The following is a 22,011-nucleotide window of genomic DNA, read 5'->3' on the forward strand; positions in this document are numbered from 1 at the left end:
CGATCGAAGGGACGTACATGCCCATGGGTCACACGGCCACAGCCCAGGCAGGCTCCGGGGGCCTGACAGCGACCGAGCACCGCCTGGCCAACGGCCTGCGCGTGGTGCTCTCCGAGGATCACCTGACCCCGGTCGCGGCGGTGTGCCTCTGGTACGACGTCGGCTCACGCCACGAAGTCAAGGGGCGTACCGGCCTGGCTCACCTTTTCGAGCACCTCATGTTCCAGGGATCCGCGCAGGTCAAGGGCAACGGCCACTTCGAGCTCGTGCAGGGCGCGGGTGGCTCGCTGAACGGCACGACCAGCTTCGAGCGGACCAACTACTTCGAGACCATGCCCACCCACCAGCTGGAGCTCGCCCTCTGGCTGGAGGCCGACCGCATGGGCTCGCTGCTGGCCGCGCTCGACGACGAGTCGATGGAGAACCAGCGGGACGTCGTCAAGAACGAGCGCCGCCAGCGCTACGACAACGTCCCCTACGGCACCGCCTTCGAGAAGCTGACCGCCCTCGCCTACCCGGAGGGCCACCCCTACCACCACACCCCGATCGGCTCGATGGCCGACCTGGACGCGGCGACCCTGGAGGACGCGCGCGCGTTCTTCCGCACCTACTACGCGCCGAACAACGCCGTGCTCTCCGTGGTCGGCGACATCGACCCGGAGCAGACGCTCGCCTGGGTCGAGAAGTACTTCGGCTCCATCCCCGGTCACGACGGCAAGCCCGCCCCGCGCGACGGGTCGCTGCCGGAGACCATCGGCGAGCAGCTGCGCGAGGTCGTCGAGGAGGACGTCCCGGCCCGCGCCCTGATGGCCGCCTACCGGCTGCCGCACGACGGCACGCGCGCGTGCGACGCCGCCGACCTGGCCCTCACCGTCCTCGGCGGCGGCGAGTCCTCCCGCCTCTACAACCGGCTCGTGCGCCGTGACCGTACGGCCGTGGCGGCCGGCTTCGGCCTGCTGCGGCTCGCCGGTGCGCCCTCCCTGGGCTGGCTGGACGTGAAGACGTCCGGTGACGTGGAGGTTCCGGTCATCGAGGCCGCCATCGACGAGGAGCTCGCCCGGTTCGCCGAGGAGGGCCCCACGCCCGAGGAGATGGAGCGCGCCCAGGCCCAGCTGGAGCGCGAGTGGCTGGACCGGCTCGGCACGGTCGCGGGCCGCGCCGACGAACTGTGCCGGTACGCCGTGCTCTTCGGCGACCCGCAGCTCGCCCTGACCGCCGTCCAGCGCGTGCTGGAGATCACGGCGGAGGAGGTCCAGGAGGTCGCCAAGGCCCGGCTGCGGCCCGACAACCGCGCGGTGCTCGTCTACGAGCCCGTCGCCGACGAGACCGCCGAGGACGCCGGCACCACCGACGACACCGCAGCCGCGGCCACCGACGAGAACGAGGAGGCGGCCAAGTGACCGAGCTCGCCACGATGGACTTCCACCCCCGGCCGCAGGCGGGCGACGCCCGGCCGTGGGCCTTCCCGGCCCCGGAGCGCGGCACGCTCGACAACGGCCTGACGGTGCTGCGCTGCCACCGCCCCGGCCAGCAGGTCGTCGCCGTGGAGGTGCTGCTGGACGCCCCCCTGGAGGCTGAGCCGGCCGGACTCGACGGGCTGGCCACGATCATGGCCCGGGCCTTCTCCGAGGGCACCGACAAGCACTCCGCCGAGGATTTCGCCGCGGAGCTGGAGCGCGCCGGCGCCACCCTCGACGCGCACGCCGACCACCCCGGTGTCCGGCTCAGCCTGGAGGTGCCCGCCTCCCGGCTCGCCAAGGGCCTGGGCCTGGTCGCCGACGCCCTGAGGGCGCCCGCCTTCGCCGACAGCGAGGTCGAGCGGCTGGTCAACAACCGCCTCGACGAGATCCCGCACGAGCTGGCCAACCCCTCCCGCCGCGCCGCCAAGGAGCTCTCCAAGGAGCTGTTCCCGGCGGACTCGCGCATGTCGCGGCCCCGGCAGGGCAGCGAGGAGACCGTCGCCGCCATCGACTCCGCGGCCGTACGCGCCTTCTACGAGAAGCACGTCCGCCCCGCCACGGCCACCGTCGTGGTCGTCGGCGACCTCACCGGCATCGACCTGGACGCCCTGCTCGGGGACACGCTGGGTGCCTGGACGGGCTCCTCGGCCGAGCCGCGTCCCGTGCCGCCGGTCACCGCCGACGACACCGGCCGTGTCGTCATCGTGGACCGCCCGGGCGCCGTCCAGACGCAGCTGCTGATCGGCCGGACCGGGCCGGACCGGCACGACCGCGTGTGGGCCGCACAGGTGCTCGGCACGTACTGCCTCGGCGGCACCCTCACCTCCCGCCTGGACCGCGTCCTGCGCGAGGAGAAGGGCTATACCTACGGCGTACGGGCGTTCGGCCAGGTCCTCAGGTCCGCCCCGGACGGCACGGGCGCCGCGATGCTCGCCATCAGCGGTTCCGTCGACACGCCCAACACCGGCCCCGCCCTCCAGGACCTCTGGACGGTGCTGCGCACCCTCGCCGCCGAGGGGCTGACCGACGCCGAGCGGGACGTCGCCGTGCAGAACCTGGTGGGTGTGGCGCCGCTGAAGTACGAGACGGCGGCGGCCGTGGCGAGCACACTGGCCGACCAGGTCGAGCAGCACCTGCCCGACGACTACCAGGCCACGCTGTACCGGCAGCTCGCCGCGACCGGCACCGTGGAGGCCACCGCGGCGGCCGTGAGCGCCTTCCCGGTGGACCGTCTGGTGACCGTCCTCGTCGGTGACGCGGCGCAGATCAAGGCACCGGTCGAGGCCCTCGGCATCGGCGAAGTCACCGTCGTCGCCGCCGAGTAGCGGCACGCGCGCAGGGGCCCTGGTTGTCTTCAAAGGCACCAGGGCCCCTTTATGCCCGAATTGGGGTGGGAGTTGCCTGTCTGCCCTGTGGGATGCGCTACAAAAGCCGGGATTCGTTTGGGAATTGAAAGTGGCGCCGCTTAGCGTCATCCGGGCTGTTCGTCAGGCAGTGCGCCGCACCCGCGGCACCGGACAGTCATCGCCGAGTCCCCGTACGGCGCGAGCCAGGGGAGCCGGGGACCCATCGCAGTCCCTGGGGTGAATCGGGCGCCCGCGCGAGTCGCGAGGGAGTCCGTAGGAGACCTTCCTGCTCCGAACCCGTCAGCTAACCCGGTAGGCGAGAGGGAAGGAAAGGACCAGCCACTACATGGCGTTCACTCGGGCCACCGGGAAGCACCGCCGTCCCAGCAGGATGCAGCGCTCCACCGCCCGCGCGGCGGGCGTCGCGGCCCTCGCCACCACCGGCGTGATCGGTACCGTGGCGGCCCCCGCCGCCTTCGCCGCCGAGCCCAGCGTCGAGCAGACCGGCCTCACGCCGGTCGTGACCATGGGCGACACCGCGGCCCAGCAGATCGACGCCCAGGCCCTCGCGCAGCAGCACGCCGCCGATGAGGCCGCCGCCAAGCAGAAGGCCGAGGAGGCCGCCCGCACGCAGGCCGCCGAGATGGCCGAGCGGGCCAAGGAGGCGGCCGAGAAGGCCCGTGCCGCCAAGGAGCGCGCCGCCCGCGAGGCCGAGCGCAAGCGCCTGAACTCCTTCGTCCCCCCGATCTCCGGCTCCTACGTGTCCACCAGCTACAAGGCCAGCAGCGGCCTGTGGTCCTCGGGCAGCCACACCGGTATCGACTTCCACGCCGCCAGCGGCACCTCCGTCCACGCGGTCGGCTCGGGCACCGTCGTCGAGGCCGGCTGGGGCGGCTCCTACGGCAACCAGGTCGTGATCAAGATGAACGACGGGACGTACACCCAGTACGGCCACCTGTCCTCCATCGGCGTCTCGGTGGGCCAGCAGGTCACCCCGGGCCAGCAGATCGCCCTGTCCGGCGCGACCGGCAACGTCACCGGTCCGCACCTGCACTTCGAGGCCCGCACCAGCCCCGAGTACGGCTCGGACATCGACCCGGTCGCCTACCTCCGCTCGCACGGCGTGGGTGTCTGACCGGAACCTCTCCGCTTCCCCCGAAAGTCCTGGCTCGCCGAGCCGGGACTTTCGGCGTTTGGGGCGGCCCGCTGTCCAAAAAATATCCATGGATTTTCGTCTGCCGTCGGAAATTCCGGCTCATTGCAATAGAGTCACGGAACGCACGTCGCTCGTCGGCGTTTCACGGGGATTAAGCGGAGGTCGGTCATGCGTATTCCCGCGCACTCGGTGTGCACGGCCATCCGGGACGACATCGTCGCGGGTGTCCACGCACGCGGCAGCCGGCTCACCGAGGAACTCCTCGCACGCCGCTACGGCGTCTCGCGGGTGCCCGTCCGGGAGGCGCTGCGCACGCTCGAGGCCGAGGGTTTCGTGGTGACCCGCCGGCACGCGGGCGCGTGTGTGGCGGAACCCACCGAGCAGGAGGCCGGCGACCTGCTGGAGATGCGCATGCTGCTGGAGCCGTTCGGTGCGGCCCGCGCCGCCCAGCGCCGCACCGAGGCGCATCTCAAGGTCCTGCGCGGCCTGGTACGGCTGGGCCAGGAGCGGGCCCGCCGGGGCAACAGCGACGACCTGCGCTCTCTCGGGACCTGGTTCCACGAGACGCTCGCCCAGGCCTCCGGCAGCCCCGCGCTGACCTCGATGCTCACCCAGCTCCGCCACAAGATCGCCTGGATGTACGCGGTGGAGGCGCCGGCCAGCCCGGTGGAGTCCTGGACCGAGCACGGCGCGATCGTGGACGCGGTGGCGCGCGGGGACGGTGAGCGCGCGCGGGCGGTCACGTTGCTGCACACCGAGCGCGCGAAGAGCGCGCACCGTCTGCGGTTCGGCTCCCCCCAGGAACGCGCCGACCGTGTGAGGAACTCGCAACATCCCGTAAACACGGCGAGCCCGCGGCATTAACACGGCGGCCGTATACAAAGAGCAGTCAATTCTCGGGGGTCCATTTCCGCTGCCCGGATTTCGGAATTCCTGCCCGCGTCGAGCGTAAATGGCGAAGGGTCGCCCGCGCTGACCCGGGAATGGTGCGAAGGGCCCGCTCGTGTCGACCGGGGAATGGTGAAGGTCCAACACCGTCTCCCGGGAACGGCGAAGGGCCCGCCCGGTGAATCGGGCGAGCCCCTCGCTGTGCGCCGGATCGGGCGCTCGGTGGATCAGGCGGGTCAGACGGTCTCGGGCAGTTCCTCGAGACCCTCGGAGACCAGCTTGGCGAGCCGGTCCAGGGCGGCGTCCGCGCCCTCGGCGTCGGAGGCGAGGACGATCTCCTCGCCCCCCTGGGCGCCGAGGCCCAGGACGGCCAGCATCGAGGCCGCGTTGACGGGGTTGCCGTCAGCCTTGGCGATCGTCACCGGGACGCCTGCGGCCGTGGCGGCTCGGACGAAGATGGAAGCGGGGCGGGCGTGGAGACCCTCGGCCCAGCCGACGTTGACGCGGCGCTCAGCCATGTGTTGCTGCCCTTCGGTGTTCAGGGTTGTCTAGACCAGTTTCCCATAACGTGAAGCCCTCCAGGAGCGGTCCTCGCGTTCCACTCCCAAGGTGCCGTCGGATCGCGGCCTCGACCCGACTGACGCCCTCCACAGACTGCCTCGCACCCGCTGTCGGACGCTAGCCGTACTCTGGGGCCCATGCAGACCTCGCCGGACCGGCACGAGTATCCCGCCCACTGGGAAGCCGACGTGGTGCTGCGCGACGGGGGTACCGCGCGCATCCGGCCCATCGCCGTTGATGACGCCGATCGCCTGGTCAGCTTCTATGAGCAGGTCTCCGACGAGTCGAAGTACTACCGCTTCTTCGCGCCGTACCCTCGCCTGTCCGCCAAGGACGTCCACCGCTTCACGCACCACGACTTTGTGGACCGGGTGGGACTCGCGGCCACGGTCGGCGGCGAGTTCATCGCCACCGTACGCTACGACCGGATCGGGGCGGACGGAACGCCCGCGTCCGCACCCGCCGACGAGGCCGAGGTCGCCTTCCTCGTGCAGGACGCCCACCAGGGCCGCGGGGTCGCCTCCGCCCTGCTCGAACACATCGGCGCCGTCGCCCGCGAGCGCGGCATCCGCCGCTTCGCCGCCGAGGTGCTGCCGGCCAACACCAAGATGATCAAGGTGTTCACGGACGCCGGCTACACCCAGAAACGCAGCTTCGAGGACGGCGTCGTCCGTCTGGAGTTCGACCTCGAACCCACCGACCGCTCCCTCGCCGTGCAGTATGCGCGCGAACACCGTGCCGAGGCGCGCTCGGTGCAGCGGCTGCTGGCTCCCGGCTCGGTCGCCGTCATCGGCGCCGGTCGCACGCCGGGCGGCGTGGGCCGCAGCGTCCTCGGCAACATCCGGGACGCCGGATACACCGGCCGCCTCTATGCCGTGAACAAGGCCCTCCCCGAGGGGCAGAAGGAGCTCGACGGGGTGCCCGCCCACCGCTCGGTGCGGGACATCGACGGCCCCGTGGACCTCGCGGTCGTCGCCGTGCCGGCCGAGCACGTCACCGAGGTCGTCACCGAGTGCGGTGAACACGGCGTGCAGGGGCTGGTCGTGGTGTCCGCCGGGTACGCCGAGAGCGGCCCCGAGGGGCGCGAACGCCAGCGCGCACTCGTGCGGCACGCGCGCACGTACGGCATGCGGATCATCGGCCCGAACGCCTTCGGCATCATCAACACCTCCCCGGAGGTACGCCTCAACGCCTCCCTCGCCCCCGAGATGCCGCGCCCCGGCCGCATCGGCCTGTTCGCCCAGTCCGGCGCCATCGGCATCGCCCTGCTGTCCCGGCTGCACCGCCGCGGCGGCGGCGTCACGGGCGTCACCGGTGTCTCCACCTTCGTCTCCTCCGGCAACCGCGCCGACGTCTCCGGCAACGATGTCCTGCAGTACTGGTACGAGGACCCCGACACGGACGTCGTCCTCATGTACCTGGAGTCCATCGGCAACCCCCGCAAGTTCGCCCGCCTCGCGCGTCGCACCGCCGCCGCCAAGCCCCTGGTCGTCGTCCAGGGCGCACGGCACGACGGCGCTGCCCCCCAGGGGCACGCCGTCCGGGCGACCCGGCTGCCGCACGCGACCGTCTCGGCCCTGCTGCGGCAGGCCGGGGTCATCCGCGTCGACACGATCACCGAGCTGGTCGACGCGGGCCTGCTGCTCGCCCGCCAGCCCCTGCCGGGCGGCCCCAGGGTGGCGATCCTGGGCAACTCGGAGTCGCTCGGCCTGCTCACCTACGACGCGTGTCTCGCCGAGGGGCTGCGGCCGCACCCCCCGCAGGATCTGACCACCGCGGCCTCGGCGGCCGACTTCCACGCCGCCCTGTCGCGTGCCCTGGCCGACGACCGGTGCGACGCCGTCGTCGTCACCGCCATACCCGCGGTGGGGGAGGGCTCGGTCGGCGACGCGGCCCTCGCGCAGGCCCTGCGCTCGGCATCGGCCGCGGCCCCGGCCAAGCCGGTCCTGGTGGTCCACGTGGAACTCGGCGGCCTGGCGGAGGCCCTGTCGGCGGCGGCGAGCACGGCACCCCAGGCCGCCTCGGACAGTGCTCCGCAAGCCGCATCGGACAATTCCCCGCAAAAAGCTCCAATTGCGACACCCGCGGCGACACAACTCCCCGCCGCCGAGGCCCCCGAAGGCGCCCACCTCATCCCCGCCTACCCCGCCGCCGAGCGCGCCGTCCGCGCCCTCGGCCAGGCCGTGGCCTACGCGCAGTGGCGGCGCGACGCCGCCGAGCCCGGCAAGGTACCCGAGTACGAGAACATCAACGAGAGGGGCGCTGCCGCGCTGATCGACGGCCTCCTCGCCCGCGGCCAGGGGCTCACGCTCGGCACGGACGAGACCTGCGACCTCCTCGGTCACTACGGCATCCAGGTCCACCGCGCCCTGCCCGCCCCGACCCCCGACGCCGCCGCCGAGGCCGCCCGCGATCTCGGCTACCCCGTCGCCCTCAAGGCCACCGCCCCGCACCTCAGGCACCGCGCCGACCTGGGCGGCGTCCGCCTCGACCTCGCGGACGAGGAGCAACTGCGCCGTTCGTACGCGGAGTTGACCGAGCTGTTCGGCGCGCCGGAGGAGCTGCGGCCGGTGGTGCAGCGGATGGCGCCACGCGGCGTGGACGTCGTCGTACGGGCAGTCATCGACCCGGCGGCCGGAGCCGTGCTCTCCTTCGGGCTCGCCGGGGCCGCCTCACAGCTGCTCGGGGACACCGCGCACCGGCTGATCCCGGTCACCGACCGCGAGGCACACTCGCTGGTGCGCTCGATCCGCACCGCCCCGCTGCTGTTCGGCTGGCGCGGCTCCGCACCGGCCGACACCCATGCCCTGGAGGAGCTGCTGCTGCGGGTCTCCCGGCTGGTCGACGACCACCCCGAGGTCGTCGCGGTCACCCTGGAACCGGTCGTCGTCGCCTCGCACGGCCTGAGCGTCCTCGGCGCCTCCGTGCGCCTCGCGCACCCGCCCGCCCGCGACGACCTCGGCCCGCGGACACTCCCCGCGTACTGACAGGGGGCGAGCTGTCCCTCGCAGTCAGTGGTCCCCCGTAGGATGGGCGTCATGGCCAAGACCAGTACGACGACCCAGGGGCTGCGGGCGGCGATCGAGCGCAGCGGCTACTACCCGGCCCTCGTGGCCGAGGCGGTGGAGGCCGCCGTGGGCGGCGAGCCCGTCCGGTCGTACCTGGTCCACCAGGAGACGACGTTCGACCAGAACGAGGTCCGGCGGCATGTGACGGTGCTCGTCCTCACCGACAACCGCTTCATCGTCAGCCACACCGACGAGCAGGCCGCCGACAGCACCTCCCCGACGCCGTACGCGACGACGTCGACGGAGTCCGTGAAGATCGGCCGCATCTCGTCGGTCGTGGTCAGCCGCGTGGTCGCCAATCCCGAGTCGTACAAACCGGGGACCCTGCCCCGCGAGGTCGTCCTCACCATCGGCTGGGGCGCCGTCTCCCGCATCGACCTGGAGCCGGCCGCGTGCGGCGACCCCAACTGCGAGGCGGACCACGGCTACACGGGCAACTCGACGGCGGACGACCTCAGCCTGCGCGTCAGCGAGGCCGGGGACGGACCGGAGACCGTGCGCGAGGCGCTCGCCTTCGCCCAGTCCCTCTCCGAGGCGACCGCGGACACGACCCGCTGATGGCACAGCCCAAGACGGCCTGGGACGACCACCCCGAACCGCTCACCGTCGCCTCCGCGCCCGTCCCCGAGTACGGCAGCGGATCGCTCGCCGACCTCCTGCCCACCCTGGCCGCCGGACTGGGCGTGCCGGGCATGAGCGCCGCGATCACCGAGCTGACCCCCGCCGACCGGAACTGCGTGTTCTTGATCGACGGCCTCGGCTGGGAGCAGCTGAAGGCGCACCCCGAGGACGCCCCCTTCATGACGTCCCTGCTCGCCACCTCGCGCGGTGGCACCGGGCGTCCGCTCACCGCCGGCTACCCGGCGACCACGGCGACCTCGCTCGCCTCGGTCGGCACCGGCCTGCCCCCCGGCGCGCACGGCCTGCCCGGCTACACCGTCCGCAACCCCGACACCGGCGAGCTGATGAACCAGCTGCGCTGGCAGCCGTGGACCCCGCCCGGCCCCTGGCAGCCGTACCCCACGGTCTTCCAGCTGGCGCACGCGGCCGGGGTGCACGCCGCGCAGGTGTCCTCGCCGACCTTCGAGAACACCCCGCTGACCAGGGTCGCGCTCAGTGGAGGAACGTTCCTCGGGCGGCTGCCCGGCGAGGACCGCATCGACCTGGCGGCCGAGCAACTGGCCGCGGGCGACCGCTCCCTGGTGTACACGTACTTCGCGGAGGTCGACGGCGCCGGCCACCGCTTCGGCGTCGACTCCGATGCCTGGCGCGGCCAGCTCATGTACGCCGACCGCCTGGTCCAGCGCCTGGCCGAGCAACTGCCGCCGCGCAGCGCGCTCTACGTCACCGCCGACCACGGCATGATCGACGTGCCCTTCGACGAGCAGCACCGCATCGACTTCGACGAGGACTGGGAGCTGAGCGCCGGGGTCGCCCTGCTCGGCGGCGAGGGCCGCGCCCGCCACGTCTACGCGGTGCCCGGCGCGGCGAACGACGTCCTGACCTGCTGGCGCGAGGTGCTCGGCGAGCAGTTCTGGGTCGCCTCGCGCGACGAAGCGATCGCGGCCGGCTGGTTCGGTCCGCGGATCGACGAACGGGTGTACGGCAGGATCGGTGACGTGGTCGCGGCCGCGCGGGACGACGTCCTGCTCATCGCCTCGGAGCGGGAGCCGAAGGAGTCGGCGATGGTCGGCAACCACGGTTCGATGACCCCCGCCGAGCAGTTGGTCCCCCTGCTCGAAGTACGCTCCTGAAACAGCCGCACTCCACGCCCCACCTCGTCCTCCCACGCCGAAAGGTGCTCAACTCCACATGCCCGAGCTGGTGTTCTTCTGCGGAACGATGGACTGCGGGAAGTCGACGCTGGCTCTCCAGATCGAGCACAACCGCTCGGCGCGCGGACTGCAGGGCATGATCTTCTCGCGCGACGACCGCGCCGGCGAGGGCAAGCTGTCCTCACGCCTCGGCCTGGTGACGGACGCGGTGGAGGTCGGTGACGGGCAGGACCTCTACGGCCACCTCGTCGACCACCTGTCGCAGGGCGGCCGTGCGGACTATGTGATCGCCGACGAGGCGCAGTTCCTCGCGCCGGAGCAGATCGACCAACTGGCGCGGGTGGTCGACGACCTGAGCCTCGACGTCTACGCCTTCGGCATCACGACGGACTTCCGCTCCAAGCTGTTCCCCGGCTCGCAGCGCCTGGTGGAACTGGCCGACCGGGTGGAGGTCCTCCAGGTCGAAGCCCTGTGCTGGTGCGGAGCCCGTGCCACGCACAACGCCCGCACGATAGGCGGGGTGATGGTCGTCGAGGGCGCCCAGGTGGTGGTCGGCGACGTCACCCACTCCGCCGACGAAATCGGGTACGAGGTCCTGTGCCGCCGTCACCACCGCCGCAGGATGACGGCGGCGACGTCCCGCGCGGCGGCCCTGTCCCCGGACGTGCTGCCGGTGACCTCCGCCTGACGGCCGGACCAGGTCAGCTCGGCCGCTCCAGCAGCGCGAACCGCGCTCCCTCCGGATCCGCCACCCTCGCCACCCGCCCCCGGGCGGTGTCGTGCACCGGCTTCAGGACGTGCCCGCCCAGGTGGACGAGATGGTCCAGCGCGTCGTCGACGTCGGCGACCTGGAAGTACGTCACCCAGTGCGGTCCCTGGTCGCGGGGCAGGGCGTGCCCCACGCCGTGGATGCCGGCGACGGGTTCGCCGCCCAGGTGCAGGGTCACGTAGTCGAAGTCGGCGGAGACCACCGGCTCCTCCTCGTACCCGAACACCAGCCGGTAGAACTTGGCGACGCTCGCCGACTCGAAGGTCAGCAGCTCGTTCCAGGCGGGCGTGCCGGGAACGCCCGAGATCGCGGTGCCGAGGTGCGCGGCGGCCTGCCAGATGCCGAACACCGCCCCCGAGGGGTCGGAGCCGATCGCGAGGCGGCCGGCGTCGGCGGCGTCCAGCGGGCCCACGCCGATCGTGCCACCGCGGCTGCGTACCGTCCCGGCCGTGAGATCCACGTTCTCCGAGGCGAAATAGGGCGTCCATGCGATGGGCAGATGGCGGTCCGGAGGCAGCCGTCCGATGCCGGCCACCTCCCGCCCGTCGAGCAGGGCGCGCACATACGGGCCGAGTTGCTCGGGCCCCGGTCGGAACTCCCAGCCGAACAGCGCTCCGTAGAACTCCTCGGTCGCGTCCAGGCCGTGCACCATCAGGCTCACCCAGCAGGGCGCGCCGGGCGCGTGCCGAGCGGGTGTGTCACCGTTCGGCCCGGCGGACCCCCGTGCGTCGGTCATCGTCACTCTCTTCTCGGCCTCGCGGTGGCCGTGCTCTCCGCAGCCTGGCGGGGCGGCCCTTGTGGGGCGTCCCTTGTCCGGGAGAATGCCCGATGTGCGGGCCCCGTCCCTCGCGGCGCGCTTGTCGGCATGTGTCGTTCAGCTGTACAGCATGTGCTTGTTCCCGTACGCCGCGTGATCGCTTCGCTCCGGCCGAGCAGAGTAGCCGGACACGGACGGCTCGGCCACCCCCGTGCGCGAGGATGGGGACCATGAACGCCATCATCTCCGCATCCGACCTCGCCAGGGATCTCGCGGGCGCCCGGCCGCCGGTCCTGCTCGACGTCCGCTGGCAGCTCACCGCGGCCAAGGCGGCCGGGGAGCCGCCGTTCGACGGCCGGGCCGCGTACCGGGCGGGGCACCTGCCGGGGGCCGTATACGTCGACCTGGACCGGGAGTTGGCCTCCGCGCCGGGCAAGGGCGGCCGGCACCCGCTGCCCGACCTCGAACACTTCGGTGCCGCGATGCGCCGGGCGGGCGTGTCGGCCGGGACGCCGGTGGTCGTCTACGACGGCGGCCAGGGGTGGGCGGCCGCCCGGGCATGGTGGATGCTGCGCTGGACGGGTCACCCGGACGTGCGGGTTCTCGACGGCGGGTTGCCGTCCTGGGAGGGGCCGTTGGACCAGACCGTGCCGGCTCCGGCGGAGGGCGACTTCGTGCCCGAGCCGGGTGCGGGGCTGCTCGACGCGGATGCCGCCGCGGCGCTGGCACGGTCCGGGGTGCTGCTGGACGCCCGGGCGGGGGAGCGGTACCGGGGCGAGGTGGAGCCGATCGATCCGGTGGCGGGGCACATCCCGGGCGCGGTGTCGGCGCCGACCACGGAGAACGTGGGGGCCGACGGGCGTTTCCTACCCGCCGGGGAACTGCGGGCGCGGTTCGAGGGACTTGGCGTGACCGAGGGGGTGCGGGTCGGCGTGTACTGCGGTTCGGGGGTCTCCGCCGCCCATGAGGTCCTGGCGCTGGCGGCCGCCGGCATTCCGGCGGAGCTGTACGTGGGGTCCTGGTCGGAGTGGTCCTCGGACCCGGACCGGCCGGTGGCCGTCGGCCCGGACCCGCGGTGACCTGACAGGAAGAGCCGTACACGAGGAGCCGCACACACAGAGAGCCGTACACGAAGAGCCGTACACGAAGGGAGGGCCGCGCCCGGACAGCGCGGCCCTCGTCCTTCGGCAGCCGGCTCGGCTACTCCTGCTTCGTTACTCCTGCTTCTTGCGCCGCGTCCCGAACACGATCTCGTCCCAGCTCGGGACGGCCGCCCTACGGCCCGGACGCACTCCGTCCGCCTCGGCCTGGCGGTCGGTGGCACCGATGAGCCGGTCGCGATGGCTGCCCACGGAACGCGGCATGAGGACGTCGGCGTAGGCGGAACCGGCCGAGGCCGCGGGAGCCGGAGGCTCCTCCTCCTCGACCTCCGCGACGATGGGCTCCTCCTCGGGCTCCGCCGGGGGGAGTTCCGGAACCACCAGGTCGCCGCGGAAGCTCGGCACCGCCTCGAGCAGGCTGGTCAGCGAGTCGCGTTCGCCCGTGCTCTCCTCGATCGGTTCGGACGCCTGCGCGGGCAGGCTGGGGCGCTCGGGGCGGTCCAGCGGTCTGTCGCGCGGCAGCCGGGCGATGCGGGGGACGAACGGGAAGCTGGGCTCGGGCGCGGCCAGGTCGTCGGACTCGCCGATCAGGGAGCGCGCCTCGTCGTCGACGGCCTGGACGAGCCGCCGGGGCGGGTCGTACGTCCAGCTCGCCGCGTGCGGTTCGCCCGCGACGCGGTAGACCAGCAGGACTTCCCACGTGCCGTCGTCGCGGCGCCATGAGTCCCACTGGACGGTGTCCTTGTCGGCACCGCGCAGCAGCAGCCGCTCCTGCACGGCCTCGCCCAGGGGCGGACCGGAGTTCTCACCGGGGCGGCGGACCGGGGTCTTGCGGGCCCGTTCGGCCATGAAGGCGCGCTCGGCGAGCACGGGACCCTCGAAGCGGCGTACCCGGTCGACGGGGATGCCGGCCATCTGCGCGACCTCTTCCGCGGTCGCGCCTGCACGTATACGCGCCTGGATGTCGCGCGGGCGGAGGTGGCTTTCGACCTCGATCTCGATCTGGCCGAGACGCGGACGGTCGCCGCGCACGGCGGCGCGCAGGCGTTCGTCGATCGGAAGCGTGTACTCCGTAGAGTCGGCAGCCTTCAGCACCAGCCGTGTGCCGTCATTCGAGACGGCCACGACACGCAGTTCGGGCATGGGGACCTCCCGGGTGGTGCCTGCCGACGTCACGTGCGTCGCTGCTTCCGCTAGTCGAGTGTGGCCTGCCCGGGTGCAGCCTGCCACAACCTTGCCGAGTTGCCCGGCGTGTCGGGCGCTGGCCCTGGATCGCCGTTATGGCACGGTTACCTATTCGCAACGCTAAGTGACGAACTCTGTCACCCTGTGCAACTAGCCCCCTCCCGGCGGTCCTTAAAGGCCCTGTGCACCCTCAACGGGCGACCGGACCCAGGGCTCGCAACAGTACTCCATTCGGGCCACCTGCGTGGATTGGCGCGCCGCCCAACTTCTCGCAAGGGGTGGGACTTGGCCGCCCCATGCCCCCGTTCCGGGATCTTGAACGTGGGGAACTTCACGCAGCCACAAGAATCGGAACTAACAGGAACTGGAGGCGGCCTGTGCTCGAGGCGGTGGCCGTCTTCGGCGTGACGATGGCCGGAATCAGCACTCCCCGGTGCCCCCTCTACGCCCCCAGGACCCTCCGCAAGTAGTCGTTCTGGAACCGCCGATCAGGATCGAGACGATCCCGCAGCGCCGTGAACTCGCCGAAGCGCGGATACACCCGGGAGAAGTACTCGGCGTCCCGCGTGTGGATCTTGCCCCAGTGCGGACGGCCCTCATGGGCGGTGAAGATGCGCTCGGCGGCCGTGAAGTAACGCTGGAAGGGCGTCCCCTGGAACATGTGGACGGCGATGTACGCGCTGTCCCGGCCGGAGGCGGTGGACAGCGCGATGTCGTCGGCCGGCGCGGTGCGCACCTCGACGGGGAAGCTGACCCGGAGGCCGGAGCGGTCGACCATCGCTTTCAGCTCGCGCAGCGCCCCGACGACGGCCGCCCGCGGAACGGCGTACTCCATCTCCACGAAGCGCACCCGGCGCGGGGACGTGAAGACCTTGTAGGGGATGTCCGTGTAGGTCCGCGCGGACAGGGCCTTGCTGGAGATCCGGGCGATGGCGGGGATCGTGGCCGGCACCGCGCGGCCGACCCAGTTGGTCACCTGGAAGACGCCGTTGGAGAGGAACTCGTCCTCGATCCAGCTCTTGAGCTGCGGCACCGGCTTCTCGGGACCCGCGCTGCGGTTGTTGCGCTTGGTGTTGGTGCTGCCGGTGTGCGGGAACCAGTAGAACTCGAAGTGCTCGTTCTCGGCCCAGAGTTCCTCGAAGTCGGAGAGGACCTTGTCGAACGGCATCGGCTCTTCGCGGGCCTTGAGCAGGAAGACCGGCTCGACGGCGAAGGTGATCGCGGTGACGATGCCCAGGGCGCCGAGGCCGACGCGGGAGGCGGCGAAGACCTCCGGGTTCTCCTTCTCGGAGCAGCTCAGCACCGAGCCGTCGGCGGTGACCAGCTCCAGGCCCTTGATCTGGGCGGCGATCGAGCCCGAGTCGCGGCCCGTGCCGTGCGTGCCGGTGCTGGTGGCCCCGGAGACCGTCTGCTCCATGATGTCGCCCATGTTCGTGAGCGACAGACCCTCGCGCGCGAGAGCGACGTTGAGCCTCTTGAGCGGCGTGCCGGCCTCCACCGTGACCGTCATGTTCTCGCGGTCGATGTCGCGTATCCCGGTCAGCAGTTGAGGGCGGATCAACACACCGTCGGTCGCGGCTATGGACGTGAACGAATGCCCGGCACCGACGGCCTTCACCCTGAGCCCGTCCTCGGCGGCCCGCCGTACCGCGGCGGCCAGCTCGTCGACCGAGGCCGGGGTGACCTCCCGCGCGGGACGAGCCGAGACGTTGCCGCCCCAGTTTCGCCACGTGCCGTTCTTTCCGTTCGCTGTGCTGCTCAACGGAGCCTCCCCGACGCGGTGCCGGTCGCTTGAGCCGGCGGAACCCGAGGAAACCCACCGCGACCGCGACGGCGCCGGCCACCGCCGGAACCCCGTACCCGGCACGCGCCCCGGCCGCGTCGATCACCCAGCCGGCCGTGGAGGAGCCGAGTGCGACCCCCGCCGTGAGCCCGGTGCTCACCCAGGTCATGCCTTCGGTGAGCTGCGCGCGTGGTACGTGCTCTTCGATGAGGGACATCGTCGTGATCATCGTGGGAGCGATGGACAGACCCGCAACGAACAGCGCCACGGCCAGAAACGGCAAGTTTCCGACCAGTAGGAGGGGGATCATACTCACGGCCATGGCGCAGACGCCCAGCAGCCACCGTCGTTCCGGTGCCCCGGCGAAGTGCAGCAGCCCGAACACCATGCCCGCCACACAGGAACCCGCCGCGTACACCGCGAGGACGAGGCTCGCCGCGGCCTTGTGCCCCTCCTCGTCGGCGAAGGCCACGGTGACCACGTCGACGGCCCCGAAGATCGCCCCGGTGGCGACGAAGGTGGCCACCAGGACCTGGAGCCCCGGCGCGCGCAGCGCGCTGCCGCCGCCGCCCTTCCGCTCGCGCGGGTGCGGCTCGGGTTCGGTGGCGCGCTGCGAGGTCAGCCAGAACACGCCGACGGCCAGGAAGCAGGCGGCGAGCAGCGGACCGGCCTCCGGGAACCAGGCCGTGGACAGCCCGATGGAGATGATCGGCCCGAAGATGAAGCACACCTCGTCCACCACGGACTCGAAGGAGTACGCGGTGTGCAACTGCGGCGTCCCCCGGTACAGGGCCGCCCAGCGGGCCCGGACCATCGCGCCGACGCTCGGCACGCAGCCGATGCCCACGCACGCCACGAACAGCACCCAGTCCGGCCACCCGTAGTGCGCCGCACACAGCAGCAGGGCCGCAGCGGTCAGTGAGATCAGCGTCGCCGGGCGCAGCGCGCGCCGTTGCCCGTACTGGTCGGCCAGCCGCGACACCTGCGGTCCGGCCACGGCGGCGGACAGCGCGACGGTGGCCGACAGGGCACCGGCCAGGCCGTACCTCCCCGTCAGCTGGGAGATCATCGTGATCACGCCGATGCCCATCATCGACACCGGGAGCCGACCGAGGAAGCCCGCAGCGGAGAAACCCTTGGAGCCGGGGGCTGCGAACAGGGCGCGGTAGGGGCTGGGCACGGGGTCTCCGAAGGCTCAGTAAGCTGCGAACGCAGTCGACACAGCTTACGGCCCGGGGCGCCCCGACACACCCGTCCGGAGCAGCCTCGCGGCGCCCGCGGGGCCTGCCTGCCGCGCCGGCGCCACCCCGCCGTTTCCCGGCTGTCAGTGCAGGGTGGCAGGATCGACTCATGCACGACGCGCGCGATGCCAGCCCCTACGACGCCCTGCTCCTGCTCTCGTTCGGCGGCCCGGAAAGCCCGGACGACGTGGTTCCGTTCCTGGAGAACGTGACGCGTGGGCGAGGCATCCCCAAAGAACGCCTCAAGGAAGTCGGGCAGCACTACTTCCTCTTCGGCGGAGTCAGCCCGATCAACGACCAGAACCGCGCCCTGCTGGACGCCCTGCGCAAGGACTTCGCCGAGCACGGCCTGGACCTGCCCGTCTACTGGGGCAACCGCAACTGGGCGCCGTACCTGACGGACACGCTGCGCGAGATGGTCCGCGACGGCCGCCGCCGCATCCTGGTCCTCGCCACCAGCGCCTACGCCTCGTACTCGGGCTGCCGCCAGTACCGCGAGAACCTCGCCGACGCGCTCGCGGCCCTGGAGGCGGAAGGCCTGGAGCCGCCGAAGATCGACAAGCTCCGGCACTACTTCAACCACCCGGGCTTCCTGGAGCCCATGATCGACGGGGTGCTCCGCTCCCTCGCCGAACTCCCCGAGGACGTCCGCGACGGAGCGCACCTCGCCTTCTCGACGCACTCGATCCCGACGGCCTCCGCCGACACCTCCGGCCCCGTCGAGGAGCACGGCGACGGCGGCGCGTACGTGAAGCAGCACCTGGACGTGGCGCAGCAGATCGCCGACGCCGTGCGGGAGCGCACCGGCGTCGACCACCCCTGGCAGCTCGTCTACCAGTCCCGCTCCGGCGCCCCGCACATCCCGTGGCTGGAGCCCGACATCTGCGACCACCTCGACGAGCGGCACGCGGCCGGCGTCCCGGCCGTCGTCATCGCCCCCATCGGCTTCGTCTCCGACCACATGGAGGTCCTCTACGACCTCGACACGGAGGCCAAGGCCCGGGCGGAGGAGCTCGGCCTGCCGATGCGGCGCTCGGCGACCGTCGGCGCCGACCCCAGGTTCGCCGCCGCGATCCGCGAGCTCGTCATGGAGCGTGCCGCCGTCGAGCGCGGCCAGGACGTCACGCCGTGCGCCCTCGGCGCCCTGGGAGCGAGCCACAACGTCTGCCCGGTCGGATGCTGCCCGGCCCGCGCTCCCCGGCCCGCCGCCGCGGGCGCCGACAGCATCTACGCGTGAGGAGCCCCGTGACCGACCCCCTGCACACGGACCTGCTCGCACTCGCCCAGGAGGCCGCCCGCCGCGCCGGCGCGCTGCTGCGGGACGGGCGTCCGGCCGACCTCGCGGTCGCCGCGACCAAGTCCAGCCCCATCGACGTCGTCACCGAGATGGACATCGCGGCGGAGAAGCTGATCACCGGCCTGATCGCCGAGCGCCGCCCGGACGACGGCATCCTCGGCGAGGAGGGTGCCGCCACGGAGGGCACGAGCGGCGTCCGCTGGGTGATCGACCCGCTCGACGGCACCGTGAACTACCTGTACGGGCTGCCCACCTGGGCCGTCTCCATCGCCGCCGAGCAGGACGGCGAGACCGTCGTCGGAGTGGTCGCGGTCCCGATGCGCGGCGAGACCTTCCACGCCGTGCGCGGCCGGGGCGCCCGGGCCACCGGCGCCTGGGACGGCGAGCGCACCCTGGCCTGCCGCCCCGCGCCGCCGCTGGACCACGCACTGGTCTCGACGGGCTTCAACTACGTCGCCGACGTCCGCGCCCACCAGGCGGATGTGGCGCGGCGGCTGATCCCGCTGCTGCGCGACATCCGGCGTGGTGGCTCGGCAGCGGTCGACCTGTGCGACGTGGCCGCGGGCCGCCTCGACGGCTACTACGAGCGCGGCCTGCACCCCTGGGACCTCGCCGCGGGGGACCTCATCGCCCGGGAGGCGGGCGCGCTGACCGGTGGGCGCCCCGGAGAGCGCCCGTCCGGCGAGCTGGCAGTGGCGGGTACCCCCGGCGTCTTCGAGCCCCTCCAGCGCCTCCTGGAGGACTTCGGCGCCTGGCACGACTGAGCAGCGACGACGAAGCGGGCCCCGGCGCTGGATTCGCCGGGGCCCGCTTCGTACTGCCTGATCAGGCGCTCGTCGCGCTGACCACCACTCCGTGCTCGGCAGCGAGTCGGCGCAGGTCGTCGAGCTCGCCCTGCTCCACATCGACGAGGAACTCGTCGCCCTCGTCGCGAGCCCGGGACAGATCGGACTCGGTCGCCCTTATGCGCTGCAGAAGTCCTGCGGTGAATGCGTCCATGCTGCGCCCCCTCGTCCTGGGTCGTGGGTCGATGGCACGGGGGTGTGCCGTTCGGAAGGGACGATCACGCCGCATGTGGATGCCCAGCGCCGCTCGGCCGGGCGGCGACGGTGCCGGACACCCACGCCCGCCCTGCGGAACAGCGGATCGATGCGCACCGCATGGTGGTGCGGCGCCAGCAGAGCGTGATCGTGGGATGTAAAGCCGTCCTCCCCAAGCTCCCTTCCGTGGAAACCTAACCGGAGGAGAAAATCTCGTATTCCCTCCCGGCGGCAGTGCCTCTCACCCGCCTTACCTCCGACTTATGGCCGAAAAGGGCAGGATGGAGGGCAACACACCAAGGCACCGTCGAAGACCCCTGCCCACGTGCGCCCGGTGCCGGGCGGCGCGGGTGGACATGAGGAAGGACCAGGAACGTGCGCGTACTCGTCGTCGAGGACGAGCAACTGCTCGCCGATGCGGTGGCCACCGGACTGCGCCGGGAGGCCATGGCCGTCGACGTCGTGTACGACGGCGCGGCCGCCCTGGAGCGCATCGGCGTCAACGACTACGACGTGGTCGTCCTCGACCGCGACCTCCCGCTCGTGCACGGCGACGACGTCTGCCGCAGGATCGTCGAACTGGGCATGCCGACGCGCGTGCTGATGCTGACGGCCTCCGGTGACGTCAGCGACCGGGTCGAGGGACTGGAGATCGGTGCCGACGACTACCTGCCCAAGCCGTTCGCCTTCACTGAGCTCATCGCCCGCGTGCGCGCCCTCGGCCGGCGCACCAGCGTGCCGCTGCCGCCCGTGCTGGAGCGGGCCGGGATCAAGCTCGACCCCAACCGCCGCGAGGTCTTCCGTGACGGCAAGGAGGTCCAGCTCGCCCCCAAGGAGTTCGCGGTCCTGGAGGTGCTGATGCGCAGCGAGGGCGCCGTCGTCTCGGCGGAGCAGCTCCTGGAGAAGGCCTGGGACGAGAACACCGACCCGTTCACGAACGTCGTGCGCGTGACGGTCATGACCCTGCGCCGCAAGCTGGGCGAGCCGCCCGTCATCGTCACCGTCCCCGGCTCCGGCTACCGGATCTGATACCCCGTGGCAGCGACCCCCGCGCCCCCGCAGGCGCCTCCCAAGCCCACCTGGGACCCCAGAAGGCCCGTGCCGCCCTTCCCGTGGCTGCGCCCGACCATCCGCATAAGGCTCACGCTGCTCTACGGCGGCATGTTCCTGATCGCCGGCATCCTGCTGCTGTCGATCATCTACCTGCTGGCCGCGCAGGCCCTGAACGTGGGCAGCGACCTGCCGTTCAAGATCGTCGAGGGCAAGGTCACCAGCGACATCTGCAACCTGCCGGACCAGGCGTCGCCCTCCGAGTTCAACAACGCCATGAACGCGTGCGTCAACGAGCAGCGCCGGCACGCCCTGGACAGCCTGCTCAGCCGTTCGCTGCTGGCGCTGCTGGGCCTGGCGGTCATCGCCTTCGCCTTCGGTTACGCCATGGCCGGGCGGGTGCTCTCCCCGCTGGGCCGGATCACCCGCACCGCCCGCGCGGTGGCGGGCTCGGACCTCTCCCGCCGCATCGAGCTGGACGGCCCGGACGACGAGCTGAAGGAGCTGGCCGACACCTTCGACGACATGCTGGAGCGGCTGCAGCGGGCCTTCACCGCCCAGCAGCGCTTCGTCGGCAACGCCTCCCACGAGCTGAGAACGCCCCTGGCGATCAACCGCACGCTCCTCGAGGTGCACCTGTCCGACCCGAAGGCCCCGATGGAACTCCAGCAGCTCGGCAAGACGCTCCTGGCCACCAACGAGCGCAGCGAGCAGCTCGTCGAGGGCCTGCTGCTCCTCGCCCGCAGTGACAACCAGATCGTCGAGCGCGGACCGGTGGATCTCGCCGAGGTCGCCGAGCAGGCCGTCGACCAGGTGCACGGCGAGGCCGAGAGCAAGGGCGTGGTGATCCGGGGCGAGCAGAAGCCGGCGGTCGTCCAGGGCAACGGCGTGCTGCTGGAGCGGATCGCGCTCAACCTGGTGCAGAACGCCGTGCGCTACAACATCACCGAGGACGGCTGGGTCGAGGTCACCACCGACGTCCAGCACGGGCAGGCGGTCCTGGTCGTGTCCAACACGGGCCCGGTCGTGCCGGCGTACGAGATCGACAATCTCTTCGAGCCGTTCCGGCGGCTGCGCACCGAGCGGACGGGCAGCGACAAGGGCGTCGGGCTCGGGCTCTCCATCGTCCGGTCCGTGGCCCGGGCGCACGGCGGGCACATCTACGCCCAGCCGCGTGAGGGAGGTGGACTCGTCATGCGCGTCACGCTGCCGATCTGAGATCATGTCGCCGATCAACTCGGCGGCAAACGGGGATGTTCGCTTTGCGCGGAATTTCTGAGGCTGCACCGCGCGCGCACCGTGTGTGATCGATCACAGGGACGCCTTTCCGGCCATCTACTCTCCGTGATCATGCACGCTGTCGGAAAGCCGGGAAAATCCCGGTTTTCGGGGGTCTTGATCACGGGAAGTACAGGGTGAGACGCCTTTGGCGTGCAGCATTCGGACCGTGTACGGTCCCCATCGCCATCCAAGCCGATCACTCGTCAGGAGTCCGGTTGGGTGTCGATTGAGTAACAGACCTTGATGTGAGGCAA

At 71.9% G+C, this 22,011-nt stretch carries 18 protein-coding genes, 1 pseudogene and 1 riboswitch; of the genes and pseudogenes, 13 read left to right on the forward strand and 6 right to left on the reverse strand.

Annotated elements, in window-relative coordinates; all coding sequences use genetic code 11:
* Positions 1 to 17: 17 nt before the first annotated feature.
* The 4 genes from IGS69_RS26380 (at position 18) to IGS69_RS26395 (ending at position 4,826) form a co-directional block, all read left to right on the forward strand.
* Positions 18 to 1,400, forward strand: a complete 1,383-nt coding sequence (locus IGS69_RS26380) for a M16 family metallopeptidase (RefSeq protein ID WP_190902966.1) — start codon at positions 18 to 20, stop codon at positions 1,398 to 1,400.
* On the forward strand, positions 1,397 to 2,785 hold the full coding sequence (locus tag IGS69_RS26385) for a M16 family metallopeptidase (protein WP_190902967.1): 1,389 nt from the start codon (positions 1,397 to 1,399) through the stop codon (positions 2,783 to 2,785). The genes IGS69_RS26380 and IGS69_RS26385 overlap by 4 nt, the downstream gene beginning before the upstream one ends.
* A 190-nt stretch (positions 2,786 to 2,975) precedes the next feature.
* Positions 2,976 to 3,140, forward strand: a riboswitch (cyclic di-AMP (ydaO/yuaA leader).
* Positions 3,141 to 3,152: 12 nt separating this feature from the next.
* On the forward strand, positions 3,153 to 3,941 hold the full coding sequence (locus IGS69_RS26390) for a M23 family metallopeptidase (RefSeq protein ID WP_190902968.1): 789 nt from the start codon (positions 3,153 to 3,155) through the stop codon (positions 3,939 to 3,941).
* Between the two features lie 189 nt (positions 3,942 to 4,130).
* A complete protein-coding gene (locus tag IGS69_RS26395) occupies positions 4,131 to 4,826 on the forward strand; it encodes a GntR family transcriptional regulator (RefSeq protein WP_190902969.1) in 696 nt (231 codons plus the stop codon).
* A gap of 260 nt (positions 4,827 to 5,086) precedes the next feature.
* On the opposite strand, the gene IGS69_RS26400 is transcribed toward IGS69_RS26395, so the two are convergent.
* Entirely contained in the window at positions 5,087 to 5,368 is a 282-nt protein-coding gene (locus IGS69_RS26400) for an HPr family phosphocarrier protein (protein WP_003993478.1), read from the reverse strand.
* A 180-nt stretch (positions 5,369 to 5,548) separates the two neighbouring features.
* Here IGS69_RS26400 and IGS69_RS26405 point away from each other — a divergent pair, with 180 nt between their 5' ends.
* From IGS69_RS26405 to IGS69_RS26420, 4 genes are read left to right on the forward strand one after another with little or no spacing between them, the layout of a single operon-like run.
* The gene (locus IGS69_RS26405; RefSeq protein ID WP_190902970.1) at positions 5,549 to 8,398 is read left to right on the forward strand and encodes a bifunctional acetate--CoA ligase family protein/GNAT family N-acetyltransferase; all 2,850 of its coding nucleotides are present in this window, start codon (positions 5,549 to 5,551) and stop codon (positions 8,396 to 8,398) included.
* 51 nt (positions 8,399 to 8,449) lie between these two features.
* The gene (locus IGS69_RS26410; protein ID WP_190902971.1) at positions 8,450 to 9,037 is read left to right on the forward strand and encodes a DUF5998 family protein; all 588 of its coding nucleotides are present in this window, start codon (positions 8,450 to 8,452) and stop codon (positions 9,035 to 9,037) included.
* On the forward strand, positions 9,037 to 10,233 hold the full coding sequence (locus IGS69_RS26415; RefSeq protein WP_190902972.1) for an alkaline phosphatase family protein: 1,197 nt from the start codon (positions 9,037 to 9,039) through the stop codon (positions 10,231 to 10,233). Before IGS69_RS26410 ends, IGS69_RS26415 begins: the two co-directional genes overlap by 1 nt.
* Positions 10,234 to 10,291: 58 nt before the next feature.
* Positions 10,292 to 10,942 (forward strand): thymidine kinase, encoded by a 651-nt coding sequence (locus tag IGS69_RS26420; protein WP_190902973.1) that lies wholly within the window; start codon positions 10,292 to 10,294, stop codon positions 10,940 to 10,942.
* Positions 10,943 to 10,955: 13 nt separating this feature from the next.
* Here IGS69_RS26420 and IGS69_RS26425 read toward each other — a convergent pair whose 3' ends face one another.
* A complete protein-coding gene (locus IGS69_RS26425; RefSeq protein ID WP_190902974.1) occupies positions 10,956 to 11,759 on the reverse strand; it encodes a VOC family protein in 804 nt (267 codons plus the stop codon).
* A gap of 251 nt (positions 11,760 to 12,010) precedes the next feature.
* Here IGS69_RS26425 and IGS69_RS26430 point away from each other — a divergent pair, with 251 nt between their 5' ends.
* Positions 12,011 to 12,859, forward strand: coding sequence for a sulfurtransferase (locus tag IGS69_RS26430; RefSeq protein WP_190902975.1), 849 nt, complete (start codon positions 12,011 to 12,013; stop codon positions 12,857 to 12,859).
* A gap of 135 nt (positions 12,860 to 12,994) precedes the next feature.
* Here the strand turns inward: IGS69_RS26430 and sepH are convergent, their stop codons facing one another.
* From sepH to IGS69_RS26445, 3 genes and pseudogenes are all read right to left on the reverse strand, one after another.
* Complete coding sequence (gene sepH, locus IGS69_RS26435; protein WP_190902976.1) at positions 12,995 to 14,023, reverse strand: septation protein SepH; 1,029 nt, start codon at positions 14,021 to 14,023, stop codon at positions 12,995 to 12,997.
* 484 nt (positions 14,024 to 14,507) lie between these two features.
* Positions 14,508 to 15,827 carry a D-arabinono-1,4-lactone oxidase gene (locus IGS69_RS26440; RefSeq protein WP_190902977.1) on the reverse strand — a complete coding sequence of 440 codons (1,320 nt, stop codon included), beginning with the start codon at positions 15,825 to 15,827 and terminating at the stop codon, positions 14,508 to 14,510.
* A pseudogene (locus IGS69_RS26445) lies at positions 15,790 to 17,028 on the reverse strand (MFS transporter); the annotation flags it as partial. The pseudogene IGS69_RS26445 and the gene IGS69_RS26440, both read right to left, overlap by 38 nt.
* Positions 17,029 to 17,198: 170 nt before the next feature.
* Between IGS69_RS26445 and IGS69_RS26450 the strand changes: the two are divergent.
* Positions 17,199 to 18,326, forward strand: a complete 1,128-nt coding sequence (locus IGS69_RS26450; RefSeq protein ID WP_190902978.1) for a ferrochelatase — start codon at positions 17,199 to 17,201, stop codon at positions 18,324 to 18,326.
* Positions 18,327 to 18,334: 8 nt separating this feature from the next.
* The gene (locus IGS69_RS26455; RefSeq protein ID WP_190902979.1) at positions 18,335 to 19,150 is read left to right on the forward strand and encodes an inositol monophosphatase family protein; all 816 of its coding nucleotides are present in this window, start codon (positions 18,335 to 18,337) and stop codon (positions 19,148 to 19,150) included.
* 61 nt (positions 19,151 to 19,211) lie between these two features.
* Here IGS69_RS26455 and IGS69_RS26460 read toward each other — a convergent pair whose 3' ends face one another.
* Entirely contained in the window at positions 19,212 to 19,385 is a 174-nt protein-coding gene (locus tag IGS69_RS26460) for a hypothetical protein (RefSeq protein WP_190902980.1), read from the reverse strand.
* Positions 19,386 to 19,801: 416 nt separating this feature from the next.
* Between IGS69_RS26460 and IGS69_RS26465 the strand changes: the two genes are divergently transcribed.
* Together IGS69_RS26465 and IGS69_RS26470 are read left to right on the forward strand one after the other, a co-directional pair.
* A complete protein-coding gene (locus tag IGS69_RS26465; RefSeq protein WP_190902981.1) occupies positions 19,802 to 20,455 on the forward strand; it encodes a response regulator transcription factor in 654 nt (217 codons plus the stop codon).
* Positions 20,456 to 20,461: 6 nt separating this feature from the next.
* Positions 20,462 to 21,694, forward strand: coding sequence for a sensor histidine kinase (locus tag IGS69_RS26470; RefSeq protein WP_190902982.1), 1,233 nt, complete (start codon positions 20,462 to 20,464; stop codon positions 21,692 to 21,694).
* The last annotated feature ends 317 nt before the right edge of the window (positions 21,695 to 22,011 follow it).

Source organism: Streptomyces tuirus (genome assembly GCF_014701095.1).
In the GTDB taxonomy this organism is placed as follows: Bacteria; Actinomycetota; Actinomycetes; order Streptomycetales; family Streptomycetaceae; genus Streptomyces; species Streptomyces tuirus.